This window comes from Paenibacillus sp. CECT 9249 (assembly GCF_918697855.1).
Lineage (GTDB): Bacteria > Bacillota > Bacilli > Paenibacillales > Paenibacillaceae > MSJ-34.
The window spans coordinates 21,722-47,682 of sequence record NZ_CAKKLI010000042.1 but is presented as its reverse complement, the minus strand read 5'-3'; the positions used below and the strand labels follow the sequence as shown (position 1 = coordinate 47,682).

Below are 25,961 nucleotides of genomic sequence, written 5' to 3'. Positions count from 1 at the left end.
GGGGAAAGTGTATCCACATAATGTTGACTTGAACCGAACGAACTGGGAAACCTCCACTTTTTTACAGTCCGCGAGGCAGATCCACTATATTCAGTGTTTGATATTACGGGCTTTCGAAATTTAGGATGATTAATCCGTTGACGCCTAACTCAAGCATCCCTTTCACCGCCTCTTCCTCTAACGAAGGAATGCCTAACGTACGCCGAATGACCAAATAACTGTCGCTCGCGCGGGACATTTCCTCCATGCCGTAGATCAAGTCGGTTCCGTAGCTCTCCGCGAAATCGGTAATAATAAGTCCGATTAACGACTTGTCCGAAGCGCTTCGCGGTTTCCGGTTCCCGCTCGGGCTTGCGCCGGCCGAATGGATTCTGGAATACGGCGCTTCCGCCACAAACGATCCCCTCCCGGGTTTGCGCACGATATAGCCTTCGCTTGCCAACAGCTCCAACGCTTTCTTGCTCGTAATCCTGCTCACATTGTATTGTTCGCCCAATTCCTTCTCGGAAGGCACCCGCTGCCCCGCTTCGTATTGATTGGATGTGATTTTGTCGCGGAGTTCTGCGAATATTTTCTCGTACATCGGCTTGGACGCATAATCGTTAGCCATTCATATCCTCCTAAGCAACATGGTTATGCATCGAACATTCTAATATAACAATATATCATGTTATATACCAATTGTGAAGAAAGTCGTTTCGCGAACTTAAAAATAACGATTGAAAAATTAAAATCGGCGTAGTAAAATAACTCTATTCGCGTTCCAGAACTAAAATAACAATTTGGTCAACTAGTCATAAGAGGAGGGATAACGTGAAAAGTCTACGTTTTTTCGGATCGGAATTTAGGGCGATGCTCCGGTCCAAGGATGTCATCATTCCCGTTCTCGGCCTCCTGGTCATTCCGCTGCTGTACAGCGGCATTTATTTGATTGCGAACTGGGACCCGTACAGCAATGTGAAACATATGCCTGTAGCCGTCGTCAACGAAGACAATCCGGTTCTATATGAAGGCCGGGAAATTGCGATAGGACGCGAGCTCATTCAGAAGCTGGAGAACAACGACGCGGTCGATTTCCACTTCGTCACCCGGGAAGAGGCGGAGCGCGGGTTGAGCGAGCATCGCTATTATTTGATGATTCTGATTCCCGAACAGATGTCTCGGCATGCGACGACAATTTTAGACCCGAACCCCGAACCGCTGAATTTGATATACAAAGAAAACAGCAGTTTTAATTTTTTGTCCGGACAAATTTCGGATAAGGTGGTCGCAAACATTAAAGCGGAAATGTCGCAAAAAGTGACGGAAACGTATGTCGAGCAAATGTTCAACGCCATTCAGGCCGTTGCCGAAGGTTTGGGACTGGCAAGCGACGGAGCGGGCCAAATCGAGAGCGGCCTCGCTGAACTCGGAAACGGCATCGAGATGTTCCGCGACGAACTGAACAAGCAAGTCGACGATAAAACGTCTGAGGCCGGCTCGCTGGTCGAAAAGCTATTGGAAGAAAACCGCGCCAAAGTGGACGAGAAAGTCCATAAAGAAATTAACGATGCGATCGACAAAAACAAACCGGCGCTGCTGGATGAAATCCACGGGGAAATCGACAAGCAATCGGAACAATACATGAATATCGCGCATAACACGGTGCATCGGCGTATCGACGAAATGTTCGAGGAATATTCCGGTCCGGCCAAGGAAAAGCTGCATGAGCAAATCGACAAGCAATCGGCCGTTTACGGCGAACAAATTCGCGCCAACATGCATCAAGAGATCGATCAAGCTTACGCGGACAATGTCGATAAGATCATGAAAGCGATCGACGGGCAAATCGACAAAACGCTAAACAGCATGGAGCCGGTCGCCCGCGCGAAGATGCATGACACGATCGACCGCGAGTACGCCAAAATCGACCGCTCGATTCGCGACGAAATCCATCGGAATATTGACGAGAAAGTCGACCAATTGTTTGCCGATGCAGTGCAAAAAGGGAAGGAACGGCTGCAGCAAATCCAAACCGATTTCGATCAGCTGGAGGAGAAGATGAAGCCCCTTCAAGACAATATGCCTCCCGATTTGCAGAAACAATGGGAGGATATGAAGCGGAAATTGGAGGAAGTCCGAACCAAAGTAGAACAAAGCCTGCAACCCGACCAATTGGAGCAATTAAAGGGCAAATTGAAGCAAGATTTGAAGCGGCTGGCGGACAAAGAATTGGATAAAGTCGGTTCCGCGCTCGTCGCCAAGCTTCACGAAACGGCGGATGCCAAATTCGACGAATTGTATCCGAACGTTCGCTCGCTCGCACACCGGCTCGCCCAGTCCAAAGCGAACGAACTGGCGCCGTCGTTGCTGGCCAAGGCGCATTCGTTCGCCGATGAGATTTACGATCGGAAATCGAAGGAGTTAACGCGCAAGCTGCACCAACTGGTGGACGACAAATGGAACGAATACGAGCCGAAAGTGGCAAACGGCGTTCATCGGAAGGCGGACGAAGAACTCGACCGTCTCGCCCCGGAAGTGGTAGCGAAGCTTCATGAAGCCGCCGACCGGAAGGTGAACGATTTGGAGCCGAAAGCCCGGATGCTGCTTCACAACGCGGCCGATACCAAGCTGAACGAAGCCGGCAGCCTGATCCAACAGCTCATGCATGACAAAATGCGCAGCATGATCGACCAGATCGATCAGGCGAAGAACAGCATCAACGACGGGTTCGGCCAACTGCTGGACGGCCAAGAGAAATTGCTGGACGGAGGAGGCAAGCTGCGCGAGAAGCTGGAAGAAGGAGCGGAGAAAGCGACCCAGCATCCGACCGATAAAACGTATCAAATGATCTCTTCCCCGGTGGACAGCGATAAGATCGAGAACAACGACGTGACAACCTACGGCGTCGGCATGGCGCCCTACTTCCTGTCGCTCGGATTTTTCGTCGGCGCGCTTATGTTCTCTATGGTGTTCCCGCTGCGGGAGACGAACGGACGGGCGCCTTCAGGCTTCGCATGGTTTCTCAGCAAATTCGGCGTGATGGCGATCGAAGGCTTATTGCAAGTCTGTCTCGCGGGGCTCGTGATTTTGAATTTGATCGGATTGCCCGTGAAGAACGTACCGATGTTTTTCGTCACTTGTTTGGTTACAAGCTTAACGTTCTTTGCGCTGGTTCAATTTTTCATTACGGCGTTCGGCAACGTGGGACGATTTATTATCATTTTGCTGCTCGTATTCCAGTTGTCCTCGTCGGCAGGCACGTTTCCGATCGAACTGGCGCCGGAATTTTTCCAAGCGCTACACCCTTGGCTGCCGATGACCTATACGATCCGCGCCTTCCGCGGCGTCATCTCGCTCGGAGACATGAACTATGTCTGGTCGAATATCGGCATCTTATCCGTCTATCTGATCCTGTCGCTTGCGGCCAGCAGCGCGTACTTTACGCTTCGCCACCGCAGCATGGCAAGAGCCGACAAATCCGGTTCTTCCCCCGCGCTGTCAAATTAGAAGACGGCTGTCATCCCGTGCCACGGCTTGCCTGTGGGACGGGATCTTCTTTTTTGCTGGAACCCTCACGCCCTTTTTCCCGTATTATCATGTAACATTACAGACGAGGAGATGAAACGATGGAAGTAATTAACGGAGGAGGGAAGCCCTCCGCCTCCAAGCTCCCGCCTATCCCAAAGGGTGTCGCAAAGAAAATTGCAATTGCCATAGCCATCGTGGCCGTTCTGGCCTTGGGTTCCACGATGTTCTACACGGTTCAAGAGCAAGAGAGAGCCGCCGTGCTCACATTCGGGAAGTTTACCAGCGAGGAAAGATCCGGCCTGCATGTCAAATTCCCCTATCCGATTCAAGAGGTCATTAAAGTGCCCGCAGAGGTCACGCAACGAATCCATATCGGCTATACGGAAAACGCCGGCGGCGGCGCGACCCCCAATTTAGAGGAAGCGCTCATGATTACCGGCGATGAGAACATCGTCTCCGCCGACGCCGTCGTCCAATGGAAGATCGGCAGTGTGGAGAAATATCTCTACAATATCGAAGATCCGGAACAATTCCTGCGCAATGCCACCAGCGCGGCGATCCGCTCCGTTATCGGTTCGAACAAACTCGATTATGCCATTACGGACGGGAAAACGGTCATTCAGGCCCAGGTAAAAGAGAAGCTTGTGGAATTGAACGAACTGTATCAAACCGGCATTTTTATTCAGGATTTTATTTTCCAGGACATCGAACCGCCGGAAGGCGAAGTGCAGCAAGCTTTCAAAGAAGTGACGAACGCGCGCGAGGAGAAGAACACCAAGATCAACAACGCGAGAAAATATGAAAACGACATTATCCCGAAAGCCCGCGGCGAAGCGCAAGCGATTCTCGAAAACGCCGAAGCCGTGAAGAAAACGAGAATATTGAACGCGCAAGGGGATGTCGCGAAGTTTAACGCGATTTACAACGAATTCGCCAAAAACCCGAACGTAACGGAAACGCGACTCATTTTGGAAACTCTTGAAAAAATATTGCCGAAAGCGAAAATTTTCATTACGGACGGATCGGGCGATACGGTGAAATACTTGCCGCTCAATGAACTGATGAAGAACAGTTCAGGAGCGTCCGGTTCGAAGGGGGATTCGAATCAATGAAAAGATGGGTTCTAACCGTATTTGGCCTCATTGTAGTTATTATATTAGCTTCTTCCAGCTTATTTATAGTCAGGGAAGGCGAATATAAAGTCGTCATCAAATTCGGAGAATTCGTCCGGGTCCACAAAAATCCCGGGCTGAACGTGAAGATTCCGTTCATCGAATCGGTGACCTCATTGCCGAAATATCAGAAGGTTTACAACAGCAGCCCTACGTCGATTTTAACCAAAGACAAAAAACCGATCATCGTGGACAATTACACGATATGGCGGATTAACAATCCGGAAAATTTCCTGCGGACGCTGCGAACGGTTCCTTACGGGGAGGGCCGGATCGAGGAAACCGTCTATAACGTCGTGAGGAGAAAATTGTCGGAAATCGAATACGGCAGCATTATTAGCGAAAATACGAGCCGCGGCAATCTGAACGACGATATTACGAACGAAATCATCGACACGATAGAGCGAAACAACTACGGCATCGAAATCGTCGATGTCCGCATTAAGCGAACCGATCTGCCCGAAGAAAACAAGCAAAGCGTATATAACCGGATGATTACGGACCGGCAGTCCATCGCCGCCAGCTATTTGTCGGAAGGGGACGAAGAATCCCGTAAAATTATGTCCAAAGCGGACCGCCAGGCGCAAGAGCTGAAAGCGCAAGCGGAAGCCGACGCCAAAAAAATCATCGCCGAAGGGGAACAAGAAGCGGCGGCCACCTATAACCAGGCGTACGGCAAAGATCCGCAATTTTACAAGCTGTACCGCACGCTGGACAGCTATGTGACCTCCTTCCAAGGGGAACCGGTCATTATGCTGCCGATCGATTCTCCGTATGCGAAAATTTTGCTGGGCAAATAGATAGGACGAATTGCACCGGCACACTTCTTGCCGGCGCTGCCCTATCCGCGAATGGATTTCGCGGGTAGGGCCTTTTTTGCGGGTACGAACGGGCCAATGAGCCCACTTGTCGGGCTGCGGACAGGCTCGGCCGTGTCTATCCTGCACAAAATACAACATTACAGGTATAGTTTGCCCGTTTTCGTCGCCTATGCTGTAGAAAATACAACATTCTCGCACCAAATAGGCGGGTTTGGCGGGTTGTCCTGCCAAAATGCTGCATATTTTGCAACATAGCCGCTTAAGCAGCTGCCTTATCCAAAGCTAAATTGCACTTTATACAACTTGCACAGGCATATTCCCCGCCTTATGCCAAAAGACCCTGTCCCATTGGCCTACGCCAAGAGTACAGGGTCTTTCCGTCTTTACTTCACAAAACCGAGCAGCATCTCGCGAATGATCTTCGCCGCGACGATTTGCGTTTGTTCCGTCGGATCGTACGCGGGCGCGACTTCAACGAGATCGCAGCCGACGACGTTCGCGTTCGAACGCGCGATGGCGTGAACCGCTTGGAGCAATTCCTTCGACGTAATGCCGCCCGCTTCCGCCGTACCTGTGCCCGGAGCGCAGGACGGATCGAGCACGTCGATGTCGATCGTCACGTATACCGGACGGCCTGCGAGCTCCGGCAATACTTTGCGCAGCGGTTCGACCACTTCGAACGGATAGAAGTTGATGTTCTCGCGCGCATACGCCCATTCTTCCCGCGAACCGGAGCGGATGCCGAATTGGTACACGTTCTTGCCGCCGATCAATTCCGCCGCTTTGCGCAGCGGCGTCGAATGCGAGAGCGGCTCGCCCTCGTATTGCTCCCGCAAATCCGCATGCGCGTCGAGATGGACGATCGCCAAGTCGGGATATTTGGCATACATCTCGCGGAAGATCGGCCACGATACGAGATGCTCTCCGCCGAGCCCGATCGGGAACTTATCGTCCGCGAGCAAGCCGCGCACGTACTCGCCGATGATGTCGAGGCTGCGCGCCGCATTGCCGAACGGCAGCAGCAAATCGCCGGCATCGAAATATGTCATGTCGAGAATGCTTTTATCCAAATAGGGGCTGTATTCTTCCAAACCGATCGATACTTCGCGAATCCGCGCCGGACCGAAACGGGAACCCGGACGGAAGCTGACGGTGAAATCCATCGGCATGCCGTAAATGACCGCTTTCGAAGCGGCATAGTCGTCGGAACTGCAAATGAACACATTGCCGGAATAAGCTTGATCTAATCGCACGAATTTGTATCCTCCTTATGTCGATCCTATTTGCACAAGTCTTCCACGAACTTCGGCAGCACGAATGCCGCTTTGTGCAAGCGCGGAGAATAGTATTTCGTGTCCAGTTCCGGAATTTGCGTTTCGTCGACTTGGAGCGGATCGTATGTTTTGCTGCCCATCGTGAATGTCCACAGACCGCTCGGGTATGTCGGCACATTCGCGCCGTACACGCGTACGATCGGGAAAATCTCCTTCACGTCGCGGTTCACTTTTTGGATCAAATCCGCTTTGAACCACGGGTTGTCGGTTTGCGCCACGAAGATGCCGTCGTCTTTCAACGCTTCGAAGATGCCTTGATAGAAGCCGCGCTCGAACAGCGGCGCCGCCGGGCCGACCGGTTCGGTCGAATCGACCATGACCACGTCGTACTTGTTCTTGGATTCGTGGATATGCATAAATCCGTCGCCGACAATAACCTCAACGCGCGGGTTATCCAATTCGCCGGCAATTTCCGGCAAATATTTCTTGGAATATTCGATCACTTTGCCGTCGATATCGACCAGCACCGCTTTTTCTACTTTCGGATGCTTCATAATTTCGCGGATAACGCCGCCGTCTCCGCCGCCGACCACAAGCACATGCTTCGGATTCGGATGCGTGAAGAGCGCAGGATGCGCCACCATTTCATGATATACGAACTCGTCTTTAATCGTCGTCATGACCATTCCGTCGAGCAGCAGCATGCGGCCGAACTCCTCGGTCTCCACCATGGCCAAATCTTGAAAATCGGTTTTTTCATTGACAAAAGTTTGTTTAATTTTCATCGTAATGCCGAAATTTTCCGTTTGTTTTTCCGTAAACCACAATTCCATCGTTATCGCCTTCTTTCCATGTATGACAATGCATTTGATCACTCTCATTATTGTACCAAACAAATGTATTATGATGAAAACTCGCCGAAATTGCAATACGAATTTGCGAAGTATCCGTCGATTGGAAAAATAAATTTATTTTGCCCGGGTGAATATCGGCTTCCATCGTTTTCCATACTAGAAGCTATAGGGATTCCGCAGCGAAAGGAGCTTGCGAATGGCTTGGCAATCGGCGAAAAACTCAACTACATATTCGTCCGGAAACAAAGTCCGCCGCTTCCGTATCTGGAAACGGCTTGCGATATTGACGATGGTATGCTGCTTGATCGTCATATGCGGGCTCGTTTCGCTGCTTTTGTATTTGCGCTCCCAAGCGCTGCCGGCATTCTCATCGGGACGAGTCTCGCAAATTGTCGATATCGGCGGCAACGTCATCGATACATTGCAGACGTCCACGGGCGGCAAGCGCCAGCCTGTCAAGCTTGGCGACGTTTCGCCCGACTTGATCCACGCCACCTTGTCCATCGAAGACCGAAGTTTCTACAAACATATCGGTTTCGATTTTAGAGGAATGGCGCGGGCTACGCTCGTCAATCTGCAGCGCATGGATAAAGTTCAGGGGGCGAGCACGCTGACGCAGCAGTTGGCGCGCAACTTGTTCCTGTCGCATGAACGGACTTGGTCGCGCAAGATGAAAGAGGCCGCTTATACGGTCCAGCTTGAAATGAATTATACGAAAGATGAAATATTGGAAATGTACTTGAACCAAATCTATTACGGGCACGGAGCTTACGGCATCGAAGCCGCGTCCCGCTTCTTTTTCGGCAAACATGCCAAAGAATTGACGCTCGCGGAAAGCGCGATGTTGGCCGGCATCCCGAAGGGTCCCAAGTATTACTCCCCTCATAACGATATGAAGAACGCCAAGGATCGGCAAAAGACGATTTTGCAGGCGATGGTCGATTGCGGGTATATTACCAGAGAGCAGGCGGACGAAGCGTATGGGCAAATTTTGTCGTTCCAACCGCTGCAGCAAAAGTCGAATACGGTCACGGCGCCGTATTTCCGCGATTACGTGAAAAATGTCGCCGTCGATACGCTCGGAATTGAGGAAAGATTGCTGGAACAGGGCGGATTGACGATTTATACGACGCTCGATCTGCACGCCCAGCAAGCAGCCGAGGAAGCGGTCGCCAAATATTTGCCGCAAAATTCGGAGCTGCAGGCGGCGCTCGTTTCCGTCGATCCGCGCAGCGGCTATATTAAGGCGATGGTCGGAGGCAAAGATTATAAGCAAAATCAGTTTAACCGCGCTTTGGCCACAACGCGCCAGCCCGGCTCTTCCTTCAAGCCGATTATGTATTTGGCTGCGCTGCAATCGGGCGAAATGACGAGCGTAACGCATTTCAAGAGCGAGCCGACCATCTTCCATTACGACAATAACCGCAAAACGTACCAACCGAGCAATCATGGCGGCAAATACTACGGCGAGATCGACATGCGCCAGGCGATCGCCGCATCCGACAATATATACGCGGTCAACACGATGATGAAGATCGGCCCTGACAAAGTAATTGATATGGCGCGCAGCATGGGGATTGAAAGCCCGCTTCAACCGCTGCCTTCGCTTGCGCTCGGCACCTTCCCCGTCAGCCCGCTCGAAATGGCGTCCGCCTTCGGGGTGATCAGCAACCAGGGCGTCCGGGTGGCGGCGACCGCGATCTTGAAAATTGTCGACGCGGACGGCAAAGTGTTGTACGAAGCGCCGCAACCGCGGCAGGAACGGGTGATCGATCCGGCGTATACGTATGTGCTTACCAATTTGATGGAAAGCGTCTTTGAAGCCGGCGGGACGGGCAATCGCGTATCGTCGCTCATGAAGCGTCCGGTCGCCGGCAAGACCGGCACGACCGATACCGACGCCTGGCTGGTCGGATTTACGCCGGAGTTGTCGACCGCCGTCTGGCTCGGATACGACAAGGACAAAACGATCGCCGCCGCGGAAGCGCATCAGGCGGCCCCGATATTTGCCGAATTTACAGAGCGTGCGCTGGAAAACGTGCCGCCGAAAATATTCCCGATTCCCGAAGGCGTCGTCACCGTATATATCGATCCCGAGACGGGGAAGCTGGCAACCGCAGCCTGTCCCGGCAAACGAATGGAGTCGTTCGTGGAAGGCACGGAACCGACGGAATATTGCGCGGCCCATCAAGGGACGGAACCCGAGGAAATCAAGCCTACGGAGACGGAGGTGCATCGTTCGTGGTGGAAAGATTTGAAGCGGTGGTGGAACGGATAAGACGGGGCTTCGGGACTGTCGCTTACGGCGAAGCCCCTCATCCCGATTCCGGAATCGGGCGGGTTGCCCCGCCCGAACGTCCGTTACCGTTTCGCATTCGTTCAGCCTCTCTCTTCATTGCCGGTTATAAATCGCTTAACAAATTCGTACATTTTACGGTTGTGATACCTTACGACCGTATGGCCTGTGAAGGGATAGACGTGGATCGATTTAGGCGACGCAATCCGATTGTAGGCGGCATACACCGTTTCCGGCAAGCAAACGGTATCCTTCAACCCGACGGAAACCATAACGGGAATCCGGATGCGATGCGCCAAGTTCATCATGTCGAAATAGCTTAACGTTTTCAGCACACGGTCCAAATGCTCCGGAAATCTTTCCGCGAACGCCGCCGCTTCCGTCAACGAACCGGTGGAGTTCAGCATGCCGAAATCCATATGGCACATATTCGGAATGTTCGCTACGGCCAGGCCAGGTTTGGAACTCAACGCCGATACGATGAGCGCCAATCCTCCGCCTTGGCTCGCGCCGTGTACGACGATGTTGTTCCGGTCCACTTCCGGCTGCTCCCATACCCAGTCTACCGCTTTGACCGCATCGATCGCGATCGCTTTATAGTAGCAAGTTTCATGATCCAATATTCCTTGGGTGATCCACCCCTTCTCCATGCCGTAGCCTTGATCCAGCCGATTGCCGGTCTCTCCGCCTTGGCCGCGGATATCGACGGCGAATACCGCCATACCGAGCAGCAGCCAGGCGGCGTACTCTTCCGGATATCCTTTTCCGCCGGAATAACCGTGAAACGACACAACGCAAGGCAACGATTCGCTGCGGACAAACTTCGGCACAAGATACCAACCGTGAATGGGCGTATCGTCGTACCCTTCATAGGTCACCCGGTATGCATCCGCGTAAGGAAACGGGGTCTCCTCCCGCTTGCGCTCTGCGCGCAAAGCCTTTCGTTCCGCCGCTTGCAGCGTCCGATGCCAGAACGGCTCCAGATCGTCGCCGCCGGTTAAGTCGGGCATGTACCTCTCCAATTCTGCAATCCGTTTTTCTATCGCATTCATGTCATTTCTTCCCCTTTCGTTTCGTGGCCACAAATCTTTTCTTCCTTTTCTCATAATATTATCTTGAGAAGGCAACAAGCACAATCGGGGAAGTTGCGAGAGATAACACTTCTGTAAAAAACGATTGATTTCTCCAGCGAGCTCCCCTAAAGGGATATCTCCCTGTTTGCCTTAATTTGATTCCTGCTCCAGTATCCCGGTCAATTCGCGTACATAACGTGCGATAATTAATTGGGGGCGGGTAATCGCGCTGCCGACTACGACATAATCCGCACCTGCTGCCATCGCCTGTGCCGCTTGTTCCGGCGACCAAATACGTCCTTCGGCGATGACCGGAACGCGCACGCGCAAACTAAGCTCATTAATCAAGCGAAAATCCGGCTCCTCACCAGACGGGCTGTAGGGCGTATACCCCGATAAGGTGGTGCCGATCATATCCGCCCCAAGCTTTTCCGCAGCCAATCCTTCTTCCAGAGTGGAGACGTCTGCCATCACTCCAGCGCCGTATCGATGCGCCAGACGGATCAATTCCTTGGCCCGCTCCAGTCGGTCTTCGCGATCCGTTACGTCCATCGCAACGATATCCGCACCCGCATTCAGCACAGCTTCTACTTCATCCGCCGTCGGCGTGATAAAAACGTCCGATCCTGGCACGTCGCGTTTAATCAGCCCGATGACTGGGAGACCAACCGCTGCTTTAATTCTTCTTATATCCTCTACCCCGTTCGCGCGAATGCCTACCGCGCCCGATTGCTCCGCTGCAACAGCCATCTTGGCCATCGTATCTCCTCCGTGCAGCGGCTCGTCGGCCAACGCCTGGCAGGACACAATCAATCCTTTTCTTGTAAAATAAACTGCCATATGGTCACCTCATCTCGCTGCCGGATATTCCACCGATTGCTGCCGATATTCGCTTGGGGTCATCCCCGTCGTTTTTTTGAACGCCGTATAAAAATGGCTCTTGGTTTGATATCCCGACCTTTCGGCAATATCCGCAATTGACCATGTCGTAGTTTCCAGCAGCTTTATTACATTTTTCATACGTTGATCCCAAATAAAGTCGGAAAGCGTGCTATGGTATACTTCTTTGAAAACTTGTCTCGTATAACTGACCGACAACGATAAATGTGCGGAAATATCCTCCGCGCTAAGCATAGGATCATGAATGCGATTTTGAACGTACTCGACGATTTCCGTAACGAGTTCCTCCTTCCGGCCGGAGGATTTGCGCCGCCCCATATTCGTAACAATTTCCTGAAGCTCCACATACAACCAATCTCTGACCTCGTTTAACGTGCCGAATCGGTCCAAGTGATTTTGGATACCGTCCACCGTTTTCAAAAAACGCCATTGTTTAAATGCTTTCATCAGTGTGTACAGAATCAGGGTCAATCGAAATTTGCATTCGGCATAAGTCAAGGTTTGCATCTGTTCGATGATCTGATCCAGCAATACCTTCATTTTTTCTACACGGCCCAGACGGACGTTTTGGATCAACTCTTCCAACATCGAATCATCCTGCAGCGGCTGAACGAGATCCGAATATTGCTCAAAATCGCGTTCGCCGTACACTTTTCCGCTTCCGGTAATAAATTTCAATAGAGTTAATTCGTAAATATAATCGTAAACGGATCGGATCTCATCGTTGATGTCTCTTGGATCGCTGATTCCGACAATAACCCGGATGCCCAACCATTTTTCAATCTGCTCCGCAATTTCGCCAAATACCTCTAACGTTTCTTCCAGTGTTCTCTCATTCCTGCCAAGCAGAACGATCAGGTGATCTCCGCCGAAATCGACGCTTTCCCCGCTCCAATTCCGGCTGCGAACAATTTCCACGGCGATGTTTCCCATCGCGTATTTCATTAGTTTTCGGGAAGCAAATGTATATTTCTCTGTAAACGATGAGTATGAATCGATACGAACGGCCGCCAATTGGATATATTTATAGGTTAATAGATCGAATTCCTTAAGAATGTACTCTCTTATCGGTTCGTTCATGTGGCCATGAAGAATCCATTGGCGCAAATATTCGCCGTCAATTAAATGCCGATGGTTACGGATAGAGCGATTTATTTTATCCATGGTTTCCGCCATCGTTTCTATCCCTTGCCTGATGACTGCGTACTCCCCGTTGCGGGAGGAGTCGGACGTTCCGAGTTCCTCGCCGATTTTCCCTTTAATCATCATGGCTAGCTGGCTGAAAGGCCGGTATGTCCGGCGGGAATTCCAAAAAATAAATGCCAGCAGTACGAACAACAGTACGAGCGAAGAAATAACAATTTTGCGTTGAAAAGACGTGACCTCACTTTTTAAGTGACCCAATCCGGTAAGATAGTACATCGTCCACGGCTGGGATTTCATCTCGGCGTAATTTACAGCCCATTGTTCTCCGTCGATATCAAGGTGAAACATACCGGATCGGTCATTCTTAGACGATGATAAAACAGGCATAGACAGTTCCGAGTTAAGCGGTCCCATGATCATATTGCCTTGGCGATCCAGGACGACAACCTCAATGCCAATCTCCTGGTTGAATTGAAGCAAATATTTTTGCAGCAATCGGTTGTCTAGCAAAATCGCCAAATATCCGTTATAGTCATGCCTGGACGGATTGGAAGGAACGATCAGCGCCATATGCGACTCACCGACGACTTCGTGATTGAAATACTGCAAAAATTTCGGCCTGTCATTTCGGATTTTATCTACTATGCCTTGGTCATAGAAAGAATCGAGCGAATGGATTCCTTTACGGGAATCAATCGCCTCGCCCGTCCGGATGTTGATCATGTAGGCGTCGAAGATAAACGACTCATTGGATAGCCAATTGGTCATCGCTTGCATGGCAGCCGTCGCGAGCATCGGATCCTTCGTTTCGGACACCAGCCAATTTTGAATATTCTGATCCTCGTATATGCTTAGTCCGTACGCCTTCAATTTTTTCAACATAAATTCGGTACTCTCCAGCGTCTGGTTTAGCTTATCATTCGTCAATTTATTAATTTCGGCTGCTGCGTACTTGGAAAACTGATGCGACAGAAATACGGTAAATGGAATTATAATCAGGGAAAAAACAATAGACAGCAGCAAAAATATGCGAATGTACATTTGCTTTGGCGTAAACCGATTCATCTCGTTTCTCCCCCGTTATGTCAATAATTCCTTGGCATATTTCTTCCATTATTGCGTAATGAGCCGTACTGTTCGAAGCGCCAGTTGGCTAATTCGCGGACTCTCTTCCCCCGCCAAATAGCTCTCGATTTGATCGTGAAGGGGGGCGACCCATTTGTCAGGCAGCCTGACCGCGCCGTTGAGCACCCCAATGACAGATCCGGCCGTCGCTGCATTGCAATCCGTATCTAATCCCATCATAACCGCAATGGTTATCGTCTTCTCCAAATCGCCCTCCCCGTACAACAGAGCCAAGACGACGATGGCGGCATTATTAATCACATGAGTTCGGTGATAATGCCCGTATCTTTCCAGCAGTCGATCTCCGGCAGATTCCCAGTCGGATTCCCGTCTGCTCTCGTCGATCACCCATGAAATGGCTTCAAATAGCCGCGAACGTACCGGAATTTGCGCCAGTCCGGCACGTATGACAGCTTCGATGTCGCTCTCCGTAAAACTCGCCGCAATCATAGCGGCTGCGAACATCGCTCCGTAAATGCCGTTTCCTGTATGGGACAAAGCAGCGTCGCGATAAGCCATCTCTGCCGCTCGTGCAGGATTCCCAGGATTAATATAGCCGTACAAGTCCGTGCGAATTTGTGCTCCGATCCATTCCCGGTAAGGGTTTAAATGGACTGCTGTACGAGGAATCGAAACGCCTGCGCATAGGTTCAGGTAGGCGGCACGCTCAGCGGTATAAGTCATATATGGCGGCAAGTACATAAGCCACATTTCGGCAACATTGGACGTATCAAAATCCGTACCGTGTGTTTCTACGGTCTTTAGCGCCAGAATCGTATAATCCATGTCGTCGTCACGCGGCATCGCCTTGCAATATTCGATGGCGTTCCGCTCATATTCTTCCAGCATCCACTGTTCCTCTACCTGCGGAGTGTGCCGGATCGTAAAGTAATGATTCAATGGATACGAATGATGTCTTTCTAGCAAATCTCTGATTAATTCCCGTGGCCAGCCTTCAACCGGTTTGCCCAATAGACATCCTGCAGCTCTGCCCAACCAAGCTCCATAGATTCGGTCAAACAATTCGCCGAACGGGAGCGTATCTCCCTCTGTAGAAGGAATATGGTTCGTTCCGGATTCGCGCATAATTTCCGGCCAATGCGACGGTTCGACGAAACGGCATCCGCTTACCGTTTCCAGCTCGTCGATCCGGGCGTACAGTTCCCTGCACGCCCTTTCGAGCTCGTCCTCAGTCATTGCGGATATTACGGATTCCGACAGAAGCCCCGCCGTATCCTTCCCCTGTTCTTGAAGTTGAATCAACTCATATTTCCAGATTTCTCTCCAATTTATCAATTTCATGTTACCTTACCTCTTGGCCAGAAATGCATCGATCTGTTTTTGAAGTTCGTCTTGGATGATCTTCAATGTAGGGGCAGCTTCTTCTTTAAACTTGGTCCAATACTCATCCGGATCGACTACCCCGTTAAAGATAGCCGTGAAATATTTCGCCTCAATCGTATTGTATTTGGCAATTTCGTTAGCCGCCGGTTCCGAGACAAACTCAAATCCCGTTAAGATATCCTTCTCAAAATGATCGGCTTTCCGTAAAAACTTGTTAAGTTCAATCACTTCTTCCGGGTCGGATGCGTTCAAACGGTCGTGAATGGGATTCCAAATCCAGGCGTAAGGGAACCAGGTATATTTATCGTTTAACATTTTATATTGATCCTCTCCGACCGGCTCCCAATTCTCTCCCTGAATACCGTAGGCCAACAGATCGTAATTCTCCTTTTCCTGCGTCCAATTCAAAAATTGAATCGCCCGTTCCTTATGTTTGCTGACGGCGGGAACGAACAGGAAATTCCATTGTTTAAAGTTCGAAATGTTTTTCTTAGGCGTCATATCAAAAAAAGTAACCGCTTCCACTTCTCCGCCAGGCACATTTTGGGCGATGGCTTGCTTATCTTTATCCTTGACACCGAAATCGTTCGTATTATGGATGGCAATCTTGCCGCTGCGGAACTCTTCATCCGTATCCTTAATCGCCAGAACGTCAGGGTGAATGATTTTATCGTTATACAGCTTTCTAGCGTTCAAAATCCAATCCCATACTTTGGGTTCCATTTCCTCGAACAGGTTGTACACTTTTCCGTCATTATTTTTATAGTACAATACAATGGTCGATCCTAGTGCATGTGTTTTTTGGATTCTCGTATCGTAATCGAAGTGCATGCGAAAGGAAGCTTCCGACATATATTTTTGCGAATCCTGTCCGATCGGGAGAAAGGGAACAAGATTCGGTTCCTTTTCTTGTACCGTATAGGCAAACTTGATCAAATCGTCATAAGTTTGAATGGGCGGAATCCCGAGTTTTTCCCGGATATCCTTGCGCACAAGATAGGTCGTACCCATTGCATGAGAAGAACCAAGCGGTATACCATAAATTTTGCCGTCAAACTTATTGGATTCCCACATTTCCTCGGGCCGCGAATTGATAATATTGGGACCGTATTGTTTCAGCAGGTCTTCCACCGGCTCGTAAAATCCGGCGGAGATCATTTGGTTGACATGCAGCCATGGCGCATCGAAAATCAAATCGATTTCCTCCCCGGACGCGAGCGTCATCTGCGTTTTTTGCCCGAGATCGGAAAACGGTACAAATACGACATTGAGCTTCACATTTAACGTATCGGCCATTCTGTTTTCAGCTTCTCTCAGCACCTTGTCCATATCCGCCGGGCGGTCTCCCGGGATCATGATTTTAAGGGTTACCGGATCAAGCTTGCCCGATCCGTCTTCTTGGCCTCCTCCGGCCCGCTCTTCTTTCCCCTGCTTCGCCCCATTGTCGGAACCGCAGCCAGCCATCGTAAGCAGCACTAACAATACCGCAAGTCCGCATGACAGTAATCTTCTAAAATTCATTTTGAGTTCCTCCTCTTTGATGGTTCATGAGATAAGACGAAATCAATCTAATCGTCAATAGCCCTGCTAGCCTTTCACAGCCCCAACCGTTAGCCCTTTGACAAAATATTTTTGGATAAACGGATAGAACAAAATAATCGGGCCGATCGTGAGGCAGACCGTTGCCAATTGCACACCGCGCGATGGGATCGGCGTACTGTAGACGGTATTGCTCCCGGCAACGTACGCTTGAGCGTTAATATTCGAAATCAGTTGGCGAATCATGATTTGCAAAGGATGCAGCGTATGGTCGTCGATAAACAATAACGCCAAATACCAATCGTTCCAATATTGCAGCGCGTAAAACAGGCTCGTCGTAGCGATCGCCGGCACAGCCACCGGCCAAATGATTTTGAAAAAGATGTAAATATCGTTGGCGCCGTCGACCGTTGCCGCCTCATTTAATTCATAAGGAATGGTCCGGTAAAAGGATACAAGAATAAAAGCGAAGAACGGATTTAATAAATACGGCAGTATTAAAGACCATATCGAATCCTTCAGGCCCAGCCAACTTGAAATTAAAATATAAAAACCGACCAGGCCTGCGCCGAATATCATCGTAAAGTAAGTTAAAAAGGCCATGATTTTACGGTATTTCACCTTCGGATGAGCCAAGACATACGCGTACATCGCCGTGATGAGAACGGCAAGGGCCGTTCCTGCGATCGTCACGATCAGCGTCACCCCGTAACTGGTGAACACCTGTTTTCCCGCAAGCAAATATTCATAGGAATATAAGCTAAACTCCGAAGGGAAGAGCTGATATCCGTTCGTCTGAATGCTGGATTCCGAGGCAAACGACCCGATGATGATCATCCAAAAGGGAATGAAGCAAATCAGCGTAAACAAGACGATAAACCCGTAAATGAACCATGTAAAGCATTTATCCAAAAAGTTCAATGTCGTTTCCCTCCAACTATTTTCCAGGAAAGCAGCCCAGGGCCAATCAAAACAGTGAAGAATCCTTATCGATTCGCCTGGCTATTCCATTGAATAATACAATGGTGATTAATCCCATTATAGATTGGTACAGAACCACGGCTCCTGCCATGCTGAAATTTCCGATTTGCCGCAGCGCTCGAAAGGAATAAGTATCGATGACATCGGTTGTCGGTATTAGAATTGGATTGTCACCGACAATTCCATAAATCATTCCGAAATCTCCATAAAAAATTCGGCCGATCTGCAGCAGAAGCAACACGAAGATCGTCGGCTTAAGCAGCGGCAGCGTAATATGCATAATTTGCTGCAAGCGCGTTGCGCCGTCAATTTTGGCGCTTTCGTAAAACTCCGAAGAAATAGCGGCAATCGCCGAAAAAAAGATGATGGCAAAATAGCCCGACGTTTTCCAAACAAACAAAAACGTTAAAATGTAAGGCCAAATTTCCGCGTTGCTGTACCACGAAATCGGCTCAAGACCCATGGAAGCAAGTATTTTGTTAATCAGCCCTTCCGTCGTATTAAACATCGCATAGGTCATGAAGCTGACGACCAGCCATGAAATAAAGTAAGGCATAAATATAAGCGATTGGGAGAGCCTTTTAAAAAGCGCATGGCGCAGTTCATTCAAAAAAATGGCTAACAAAACCGAAGTTCCCAATCCAAACACAATAAATAAAGAATTTAGGAATATTGTGTTATAAGTAACCCTGAGCCAATCTCCGCCCTGAAAGAAAAATTTGAAATTTTCGAACCCCACCCAATCACTGCCCCAAATTCCTTTGCTTAGTGTAAATTTTTTAAAAGCAATGAAATGCCCAAACATGGGAAGATAGGCAAAGATGAGCAAAAACAATATTCCCGGCAAAGCCAGCACATATAAATAACGGTTTTTCGCAAGTTCCCTGAGCATTCCCATCCATTGTCACCCCCTATGGGCCGCTCACACCCTTTATCGTTGTCTTATCGTAGCGTGAGCGGGCACCCTTTTCATAGTTCTCATTTTTACTATTTAGTTCTGATACTGTCGTTGGCGAGTTCTTATTTTGCCGATCAAATCACTTCAAGCCCATCTTTATCCATTAACGCAGGAAATACCGCATGAGGTTCGGCTTGGTACCAGAAAGCGACCGATGCGATGTCGTCCTGCAGCGGAAGATAGCGTTCGCCGGAACGCCAGCCGAGCGCCTGAACGGTAACACGCAGATCCTCCTCGAAACGGATCGGATCCATCACATGCCAACGGTACATGCCAAAGCGCTGCTGAGAGCGGTACAAACCGTCCGGTGCGATGACCTGGTGCAGACCGAGGAATGCGGTTGAGAAGGAACCGTATTGCCCCTGGGGATGTTCGAAATTCCATGCGCCGCCGAAGTAGTCCTCCGTTCCCGTACTGCAAATTGTCGGAAACGTGTCGTCTCCGTCCAGATAAAACTTCAATTCTCCTTCGCCCCACCATCCGGTATGATTTGACTGCCACGCCAGATAAGTACCGACATAATGTCCGCGGCCGCAAATTCCGTCAACGATCGTATGAACGTCCTTATATTTCACAGGATTGCTGCGTCTCCACTGAGCATGAAAATAGGCAGCGTCGTCAGGGATATCTGTCAGGGTATAATCGATTTGATAGAATAGCGTGGCATCCTCTTCGGCGATGTTCTCCATTGTAATTTTGGCTGCCTTGCGAAACGGCATTTCCCAATAGCTGTTCATTCCCCCGGCCGGGTTGACAGCAACCGGAAGCGAATTGACGTTGCTGCGCTCGCACCAGCCGTTGCAGAAGAAGTCGCCCACAGGAACTTCTACAGACGGTTGTTCCTCCCCGTCCCAATAAATCCGCAAAATCAATGTACGCCACACATTCGGTAAACAAGTAAGCCATATATGTTGAATCGCTCCCGGCCCGACAACATCCGCCATTGTAAACGTCGTCTTTGCTTTTACCGATACGGAAGGGGAAACTTTCCATCCTTGCCCCAAATCTCTGGCGAATCGGGAGCCTGTTCCGTCTACAGCCATCCCTGCCTTGCCTTTCTCTCCTGTAAAATTTTCCGCACAGATCGAACGAGTCTTCGCTTTGGACAACCGCGATAAGTTGCCCAATCCCATTCCTAAACCATTAAACTCCGCCATCGTTTTACATCCTTTCGTTTATCCTTTTTGGGTTTTATAATAGAACAAGATATCCTTGAAACATCGCCCTTAGGACCTAATATTATCAACTTTATCCGAAAAATATTTAGCAGAAATCCACAACTATTTATCAAATATTGCTTTAATCTAGTATTGTTAGGCAGGAGATGACTTTCTGATGCACGCTCACCCTTTGCATAGCTTATCGCCATATATCCGCGTTGCTCTTGATAATATAATTTCACCTCCCTGGGAGCTGCGTGAAAGAATGATCTTCGATTATGAGTTGCTTTATGTTAAAGAAGGAGAGATTGAGGTAACTATTGAGGACGCGGCGTATCGGGGCTGTCCTGGCGACTTCTTTCTGTTCAAGCCGCGGCAACGGCATTCCATCCGGCTTATAGGCAGTGTTCCGTTTAGGCAGCCGCATCTGCATTTTGACTTGTATTATCAACCGGACAGCGAGGATGTGAAAGTTTCTTTTAATATGATCGAACAGATGACCGTTCAAGAAAAAGCCTGGTTCCGGGAAGACACCGCTTCCTATCCGCCCATGGAGTTGCCGAATCATATGCGCTTCTCCAATCCGGCTTATCTGGAAAAAATGATGTTCGACATTATTCATGTTTTCACAATGAAAATGCCTTTTTATGAAACGGAGGCGAAAGGAATATTCGTTCAATTATGGACGGCGCTCCTGAGGGAGCAGCATCTGAGCCGACATGAGCCCGTCATTTCCCATTGGGAACGACTTGTGAGAATCAAGCAATATTTGCATCAGCAAGCGGACCGGGATATTTCATTGGGGGAATTAGCGGAAATGACGCATTTGAGCAGATACCATCTGATAAGACTGTTCAAGCTTGCCTTCGGTATGACGCCGATTCAGTACCATCAGTTAATCCGAATCGGTAAGGCGAAGGAATTGGTCCAATACACGACGGAGTCGCTCACCCAGATCGCCGAACAATTAGGTTTTCCAAATATACACTCGTTCAGCAGAGTCTTCAAAAAGATGGACGGTGTGGCACCGTCTTTTTATCGCAAAAAAAATTGAGCTCAATGCGAAGTCGCCGGACTGTCCCGCCGCATCGAAACAAATCGGCGCCGTCATGCGTCTAACATGTAGAAAGGAAGGATCACGTATGCAAAAACGAAGCATCCGATTCAAAGGATTCGCTGCTCTATTAACCTTGTTTATACTTAGTTCAACCGCCGCCTATGCGGCTCCTGCCAAAACGGCAGTTCACGTACAGCAAAACGGGAACGAAATCGCGTTGGAGAACGCGCCTTTCGCCGATAAAGGCCGGATTTACTTGCCATTGCGGGAATTATCCGGCATGCTGGATTTGTATACCAAATGGTCGGACGGTACGGTCTACTCCACCGGGATCAACGGGCGCTTGCAAATCGATGCCAAAACAAAACATGCAACCGTCAGCGACGGCAAAACGACCAGAACATTACAAGCGGACGTACAAATCAAACAAGGCGTTACCTATGTCCAGCTTCGGGCCTTCTCCGACGCGTTCGGCATTCCGCTCGATTGGGACAATCGCACCAATACCGCCAACATTCGTTACGACTCGCAATATTTGGTGGCGATCGCCGGTATGGCCGCCGATTCCGAGAACAACGTGTTTTGGCTGAACCGCAAGGACGGTTCGTTGTACAAAAGCGGCAAGGTTGTGCCCGCCTTGATCGGCAAGACGAGGATGGAAGTGAAGGAAATAGGCGGGATGCATGTCGATTATCTCGGCAACTCGCAATATATCGTTTCCGTACTCGATAATTACGGGGAACCGCACTTGAACGACGTTCATTACAAAGCGATTGTGAATCAAAACAAAATCGTGCGGGAATCGAAAGTTCATTACTGGGGATTTCATAATTCGCAAAGCGTCGGCGGTTACGGCGACAATATCGCGATGATCGACGACAAGACGCTTCATCTCGTCCGTCCGAACGGCGAAATCGTCCAATCGTACGATCTGGCAGCATTGGGCGGCGAAGACGATGTATATACGGTGGAAGCGATCGACACGGATTTTCTGTTAATTCGCCCTTACAAGAAGCAGACGCTGACGCTCGTTAACTTGAAGACGAAGCAGTCCACCGTATTGTATAAGGAACTTCTAAGCGAAGAAGAGATCGGCATCCTCGAGGACTGGCTGCCTACGGAAGCGGACTACCCCGGCGACAAGCTGACGTTCGTCAAAAAAGACGGCGCGACGCTAACCTTTAAACATACCGCCCTCCTGAACAATACGGAAAGCAACCTGACGTACGAGTTGAAGTAAAAGAGAAAAGCCCGGGGACTTCCCGGGCTTTTTCGATACAAGAAGGCGATCGATTCATCCTGACGGACCGGTGCGGTTGGAGTTGCCGTCGGCCTGCCTTCGTACCATTGCTTTTCCCGCCCTTTTGTCGAAATCCCTTTCGTTCAGAAAGGGGGCGACTGCCCGTAGTTAAGCAATCCGATCGTTTCGTAGGAAGAAGCTTGCTTCCGGCATCGCCACCGACATACGGTTGCCTCCTCTGCCCTGAGCAAACGGTATACCGACAGAAGGCGAAACAAGGAGACCTGTTCGCGAAGCCAACCGACCTTGCGCGCCGACACTCCCGCTCCTTACTTCCGCATACTGGACTCCCGTACGATAAGCTGCGGAACGAGCCGGACGTTCCGAATATCCGACTGCTCGTCGTGCAGCAGCTGCATCAAGATTCGGGCGGCATGTCTGCCGATTTCCTTTACTTGCAAATCAACCGAAGTCAGCTTCGGATGCACCCGCGCGCCAATATCGAGATTGTCCATGCCCGCGACGGCGATATCGTCAGGCACAATGACGCCCCGCTCCTCGCAAGCCTTCATGAAGCCGAAGGCCATCAAATCGTTGGCGAGCGCCACCGCCTGCGGCAAGAGAGCGCTTTGAAGAAGGCGCTGTCCTGCTAGATAGCCCCCGCGCTCGGTATAATCGGCCTCCTGCACATACTCCGGATGGACGCGAAGCCCCGCCTCTTCCATAGCATCGCTGTATCCGCGGAAGCGCTCGCCGCCCGTCTGCTCCTGCAAGCTGCCGCCGACGTAGGCGATTCGTTCCATCCCTTGCCCGATGAAATGCCGGACAATTTGCCGAATGCCCAGATACGTATCTACATACACATAATGAAACCGGTCGTTCCCGCCATCCGACTCGTACCGGTTGGTCAGCACCACAGGGGCGCCAAGGCCGTTGATTGCGTCGATATTGCGATCGTTAAAATCAAACGACACCATAATCATACCGTCCGCATATTTCTCGCGCAGCGTCTGGATCGCGCGCAATTCTTCGTCCAATTCATTCTTGGTATGCAGCAAAATAAGAAGATAGCCGTATTCCTCGATGACGCTGTTAATGCCGTGGATCATATCGAAATAGAAAGGATTGCATATGTCGGGTACGGCGAACAATATTTTTTTGGTGACTCTCGTCTTCAACATTTTGGCCGCATGATCGGGGGCATAATTCAACTCCTTCGCCATCCGCAGAACTTGCTCCCTCGTATTCTCTTTGCAATATCCGCGGCCCGATAACGCCCGGGAAACCGTAGACGGGGATATTCCCAATCTTTCCGCGATATGATAGATGGTTGCCACGCCCGTCTCCCTCCGATTCTTCATTTCTGTAATTATCTAACATAATCTTAGATGATATTCCACATCGAATCAACGAAATTATGATAAGAAACCGCGATGAAACAAAAAGAAACGGACGAAGAAAATCTCTTCTCCGTCCGTTCCGTATCTCATTAAGGATTGCGATGCTCGAACTGCTTCCGGTTCGACTCTTCGTCGAACGGCAAAATGTCCGGCAGCGGCAAACGGTCTGTCACCTTCGGCAGCGGCGCGAATTTCACATGCGGCTCCGATTGGTACCAATATGCGGTGGAGGACAGATCGTCGCTGCGATGGTTATTATGTCCGTGCTCGATCGTCACCTTAATGCTCTTGTCGAACATGATCGGATCTTGGATATGATAGCGGTATACCGATATTTTCCCGCTCCAGTTCGGCCCTCCGCCGAGGATGATGCCGTGGTAAGGCGTGCAAACTTCCTGCTGCGGGCACCAAGCCGTATTGAAGTAGTCTTCCGTCCCGGTTCCATGCAGCGATGGAGGCCAAGGCTCTCCGTCGATGAAAATCATGTCGTCGCCTTCCCCGTACCAGTTCCATTCCCGGGTAGAACGCAAATTATGGATGTTCAAATTGCAGCCGACATAATGTCCTTTGCCGACGGCGTCCAGAATGACATAGTTGCCCTCTCCGGTCGTGTTCTTGCCCCCGAATTCGAAGAACGCGTTGTCGACGCCGCAATCGTCGATGCCTTGCGTCGGGCATTCCCGGTTCCATTTCGCATGGAAACGAAGCTGATCGTCCGGCAGCGAATCGTATTCTTCATAATCGACGTAGAAATAAAACTTGATCGGCTGATTGGCTTCGCTCTCGATTTCAATTCTGGCGCGGGAAGCGAACGGCATCGGGAAGTAGCTGACGAACGACTTGCCGTCCTCCGGACTCATCATAAGGCAAGCCGAAGTGTAGTTCTTCGTTATTCCGTGTCCCAGCCCGAAGAAATCGCCGATCGGCGCCTCTACGCTCGGATCCGTTTCCCCGTCCCAATACATGCGGAGCACGATTTTCCGCGGCAGCAAGATCTCCTCCACGGGAGCGTCCGTCGCCATCGTCATCCAAATATGTTTAATGCAGCCCGCGCCGGAAATGTCGCAAATTTCCGTAACGTCTCCCGGCCGGACGGAATAATAATCTTTATTGCCTCCGCTACGGTCGTAGCTCGATACCCTCTTGCTCTTCCCGTTACGCGCCTGGGAAAGGCTTGCTATATTGTGCTCTATCATCATCTTGTACCCCTTCCTTCCATAAAAGACAATACTTCTCCGAGCCGCGGCAGCGATGGGATCGCGCCGCGTTTCGTCACCGTAAGCGCGCCGACGGCATTGGCGAAACGAACCGCTTCCGGCAGCGAATCGCCTGCCAGCAGACGGACGGCCAGCGCGCCGTTAAACGAATCGCCCGCCGCCACCGTATCGACCGGCTCGACGGGATAACCTTCAACCAGCGTAAATTCTTGCTCGTTCGCGATCAACGCGCCTCGTTCCGCGAGCGTAACGATAACATTGCGGACGCCTTGATCAAGCAATATCCGAGCGCCGCGGCGAACGCCGTCCAACGTATCGGCGGAAACGCCTGTCAGCAAGCTTAGCTCGCTTTCGTTCGGCGTCAAATACGTAATTTTGCGCAACAGAGTCGCATCCAGTTCTCTTGCCGGAGCCGGATTCAAAATGACCGGCACACCGCATCCGTAGGCGAGTTCCGCCGCCTGTTCGATGACGGCGACATCCATTTCGAGCTGCATAACGAGCATTTGCGAACTGCGAATCAGAGGCTCCAACTGTTTCGCCTCTTGCGGCGTATATTCCATATTGGCGCCAGGAACGACAATAATCCGGTTCTGCCCGCTCGATTCCAGCACGATCGTGCCGACGCCGGTCGGCGTATGTTTGTCCGTCAATATATTGCCGACGTCAATCCCTTCCTGCCGCAGCACCGAGCGCATCTCGTCGCCGAAGAAATCGTCTCCGAGCTTGCCCGCCATCAGGACGTCGGCCCCAAGCCGCGCCGCCGCGACCGCCTGGTTCGCCCCTTTGCCTCCGGGAAATTTGCCGAAGCTGTTGCCGATAATCGTCTCGCCTCCTTCCGGAGCGCGATTCGTGCCAATGACCAAATCCATCATAAAACTGCCGATAACCATA

Annotated in this window: 20 protein-coding genes; 6 read left to right on the top strand and 14 right to left on the bottom strand. The window is 50.5% G+C overall.

Annotated elements, in window-relative coordinates:
- Positions 1-103: 103 nt before the first annotated feature.
- Positions 104-610, bottom strand: coding sequence for a GntR family transcriptional regulator (locus LQ229_RS21505; RefSeq protein ID WP_230192881.1), 507 nt, complete (start codon positions 608-610; stop codon positions 104-106).
- A 203-nt stretch (positions 611-813) separates the two neighbouring features.
- Between LQ229_RS21505 and LQ229_RS21500 the strand changes: the two genes are divergently transcribed.
- The 3 genes from LQ229_RS21500 to hflC all read left to right on the top strand — a co-directional run bounded on the left by LQ229_RS21500 (position 814) and on the right by hflC (position 5,482).
- Positions 814-3,489: a YhgE/Pip domain-containing protein gene (locus LQ229_RS21500; protein WP_230192880.1), complete on the top strand. Its 2,676-nt coding sequence runs from the start codon at positions 814-816 to the stop codon at positions 3,487-3,489.
- Between the two features lie 119 nt (positions 3,490-3,608).
- Positions 3,609-4,622, top strand: a complete 1,014-nt coding sequence (gene hflK / locus LQ229_RS21495) for an FtsH protease activity modulator HflK (RefSeq protein WP_216540275.1) — start codon at positions 3,609-3,611, stop codon at positions 4,620-4,622.
- On the top strand, positions 4,619-5,482 hold the full coding sequence (gene hflC / locus LQ229_RS21490) for a protease modulator HflC (RefSeq protein ID WP_216540276.1): 864 nt from the start codon (positions 4,619-4,621) through the stop codon (positions 5,480-5,482). Before hflK ends, hflC begins: the two co-directional genes overlap by 4 nt.
- Positions 5,483-5,886: 404 nt before the next feature.
- Here hflC and speB read toward each other — a convergent pair whose 3' ends face one another.
- Positions 5,887-6,756, bottom strand: coding sequence for an agmatinase (gene speB / locus LQ229_RS21485; RefSeq protein WP_216540277.1), 870 nt, complete (start codon positions 6,754-6,756; stop codon positions 5,887-5,889).
- Between the two features lie 26 nt (positions 6,757-6,782).
- Entirely contained in the window at positions 6,783-7,610 is an 828-nt protein-coding gene (speE, locus tag LQ229_RS21480; protein WP_216540278.1) for a polyamine aminopropyltransferase, read from the bottom strand.
- A 217-nt stretch (positions 7,611-7,827) separates the two neighbouring features.
- Between speE and LQ229_RS21475 the strand changes: the two genes are divergently transcribed.
- Positions 7,828-9,909 (top strand): PBP1A family penicillin-binding protein, encoded by a 2,082-nt coding sequence (locus LQ229_RS21475; protein WP_230192879.1) that lies wholly within the window; start codon positions 7,828-7,830, stop codon positions 9,907-9,909.
- 101 nt (positions 9,910-10,010) lie between these two features.
- On the opposite strand, the gene LQ229_RS21470 is transcribed toward LQ229_RS21475, so the two are convergent.
- The 8 genes from LQ229_RS21470 to LQ229_RS21435 all read right to left on the bottom strand — a co-directional run bounded on the left by LQ229_RS21470 (position 10,011) and on the right by LQ229_RS21435 (position 20,150).
- Positions 10,011-10,979 (bottom strand): acetylxylan esterase, encoded by a 969-nt coding sequence (locus tag LQ229_RS21470; RefSeq protein WP_230192878.1) that lies wholly within the window; start codon positions 10,977-10,979, stop codon positions 10,011-10,013.
- Between the two features lie 171 nt (positions 10,980-11,150).
- Entirely contained in the window at positions 11,151-11,840 is a 690-nt protein-coding gene (locus tag LQ229_RS21465; RefSeq protein WP_216540280.1) for an N-acetylmannosamine-6-phosphate 2-epimerase, read from the bottom strand.
- 9 nt (positions 11,841-11,849) lie between these two features.
- Positions 11,850-14,111 carry an AraC family transcriptional regulator gene (locus LQ229_RS21460; protein WP_230192877.1) on the bottom strand — a complete coding sequence of 754 codons (2,262 nt, stop codon included), beginning with the start codon at positions 14,109-14,111 and terminating at the stop codon, positions 11,850-11,852.
- Between the two features lie 48 nt (positions 14,112-14,159).
- The gene (locus tag LQ229_RS21455; protein WP_230192876.1) at positions 14,160-15,473 is read right to left on the bottom strand and encodes an ADP-ribosylglycohydrolase family protein; all 1,314 of its coding nucleotides are present in this window, start codon (positions 15,471-15,473) and stop codon (positions 14,160-14,162) included.
- 6 nt (positions 15,474-15,479) lie between these two features.
- Entirely contained in the window at positions 15,480-17,036 is a 1,557-nt protein-coding gene (locus LQ229_RS21450; RefSeq protein WP_230192875.1) for an extracellular solute-binding protein, read from the bottom strand.
- A 66-nt stretch (positions 17,037-17,102) separates the two neighbouring features.
- Complete coding sequence (locus LQ229_RS21445) at positions 17,103-17,975, bottom strand: carbohydrate ABC transporter permease (RefSeq protein ID WP_230192874.1); 873 nt, start codon at positions 17,973-17,975, stop codon at positions 17,103-17,105.
- A 46-nt stretch (positions 17,976-18,021) separates the two neighbouring features.
- The gene (locus LQ229_RS21440; protein ID WP_356711586.1) at positions 18,022-18,891 is read right to left on the bottom strand and encodes an ABC transporter permease subunit; all 870 of its coding nucleotides are present in this window, start codon (positions 18,889-18,891) and stop codon (positions 18,022-18,024) included.
- Between the two features lie 176 nt (positions 18,892-19,067).
- A complete protein-coding gene (locus LQ229_RS21435; RefSeq protein ID WP_230192873.1) occupies positions 19,068-20,150 on the bottom strand; it encodes a glycoside hydrolase family 172 protein in 1,083 nt (360 codons plus the stop codon).
- 268 nt (positions 20,151-20,418) lie between these two features.
- On the opposite strand from LQ229_RS21435, the gene LQ229_RS21430 reads away from it, so the two are divergent.
- Both LQ229_RS21430 and LQ229_RS21425 read left to right on the top strand, forming a co-directional pair.
- On the top strand, positions 20,419-21,207 hold the full coding sequence (locus tag LQ229_RS21430; RefSeq protein WP_230192872.1) for an AraC family transcriptional regulator: 789 nt from the start codon (positions 20,419-20,421) through the stop codon (positions 21,205-21,207).
- 88 nt (positions 21,208-21,295) lie between these two features.
- Entirely contained in the window at positions 21,296-22,450 is a 1,155-nt protein-coding gene (locus LQ229_RS21425; protein ID WP_230192871.1) for a copper amine oxidase N-terminal domain-containing protein, read from the top strand.
- A 329-nt stretch (positions 22,451-22,779) separates the two neighbouring features.
- Here the strand turns inward: LQ229_RS21425 and LQ229_RS21420 are convergent, their stop codons facing one another.
- From LQ229_RS21420 to rbsK, 3 genes are all read right to left on the bottom strand, one after another.
- Complete coding sequence (locus tag LQ229_RS21420; protein ID WP_230192870.1) at positions 22,780-23,787, bottom strand: LacI family DNA-binding transcriptional regulator; 1,008 nt, start codon at positions 23,785-23,787, stop codon at positions 22,780-22,782.
- A 152-nt stretch (positions 23,788-23,939) separates the two neighbouring features.
- Positions 23,940-25,049, bottom strand: coding sequence for a glycoside hydrolase family 172 protein (locus LQ229_RS21415; RefSeq protein ID WP_230192869.1), 1,110 nt, complete (start codon positions 25,047-25,049; stop codon positions 23,940-23,942).
- Positions 25,046-25,960 (bottom strand): ribokinase, encoded by a 915-nt coding sequence (rbsK, locus tag LQ229_RS21410; RefSeq protein WP_216541052.1) that lies wholly within the window; start codon positions 25,958-25,960, stop codon positions 25,046-25,048. The genes LQ229_RS21415 and rbsK overlap by 4 nt, the downstream gene beginning before the upstream one ends.
- Between the last annotated feature and the right edge of the window lies 1 nt (position 25,961).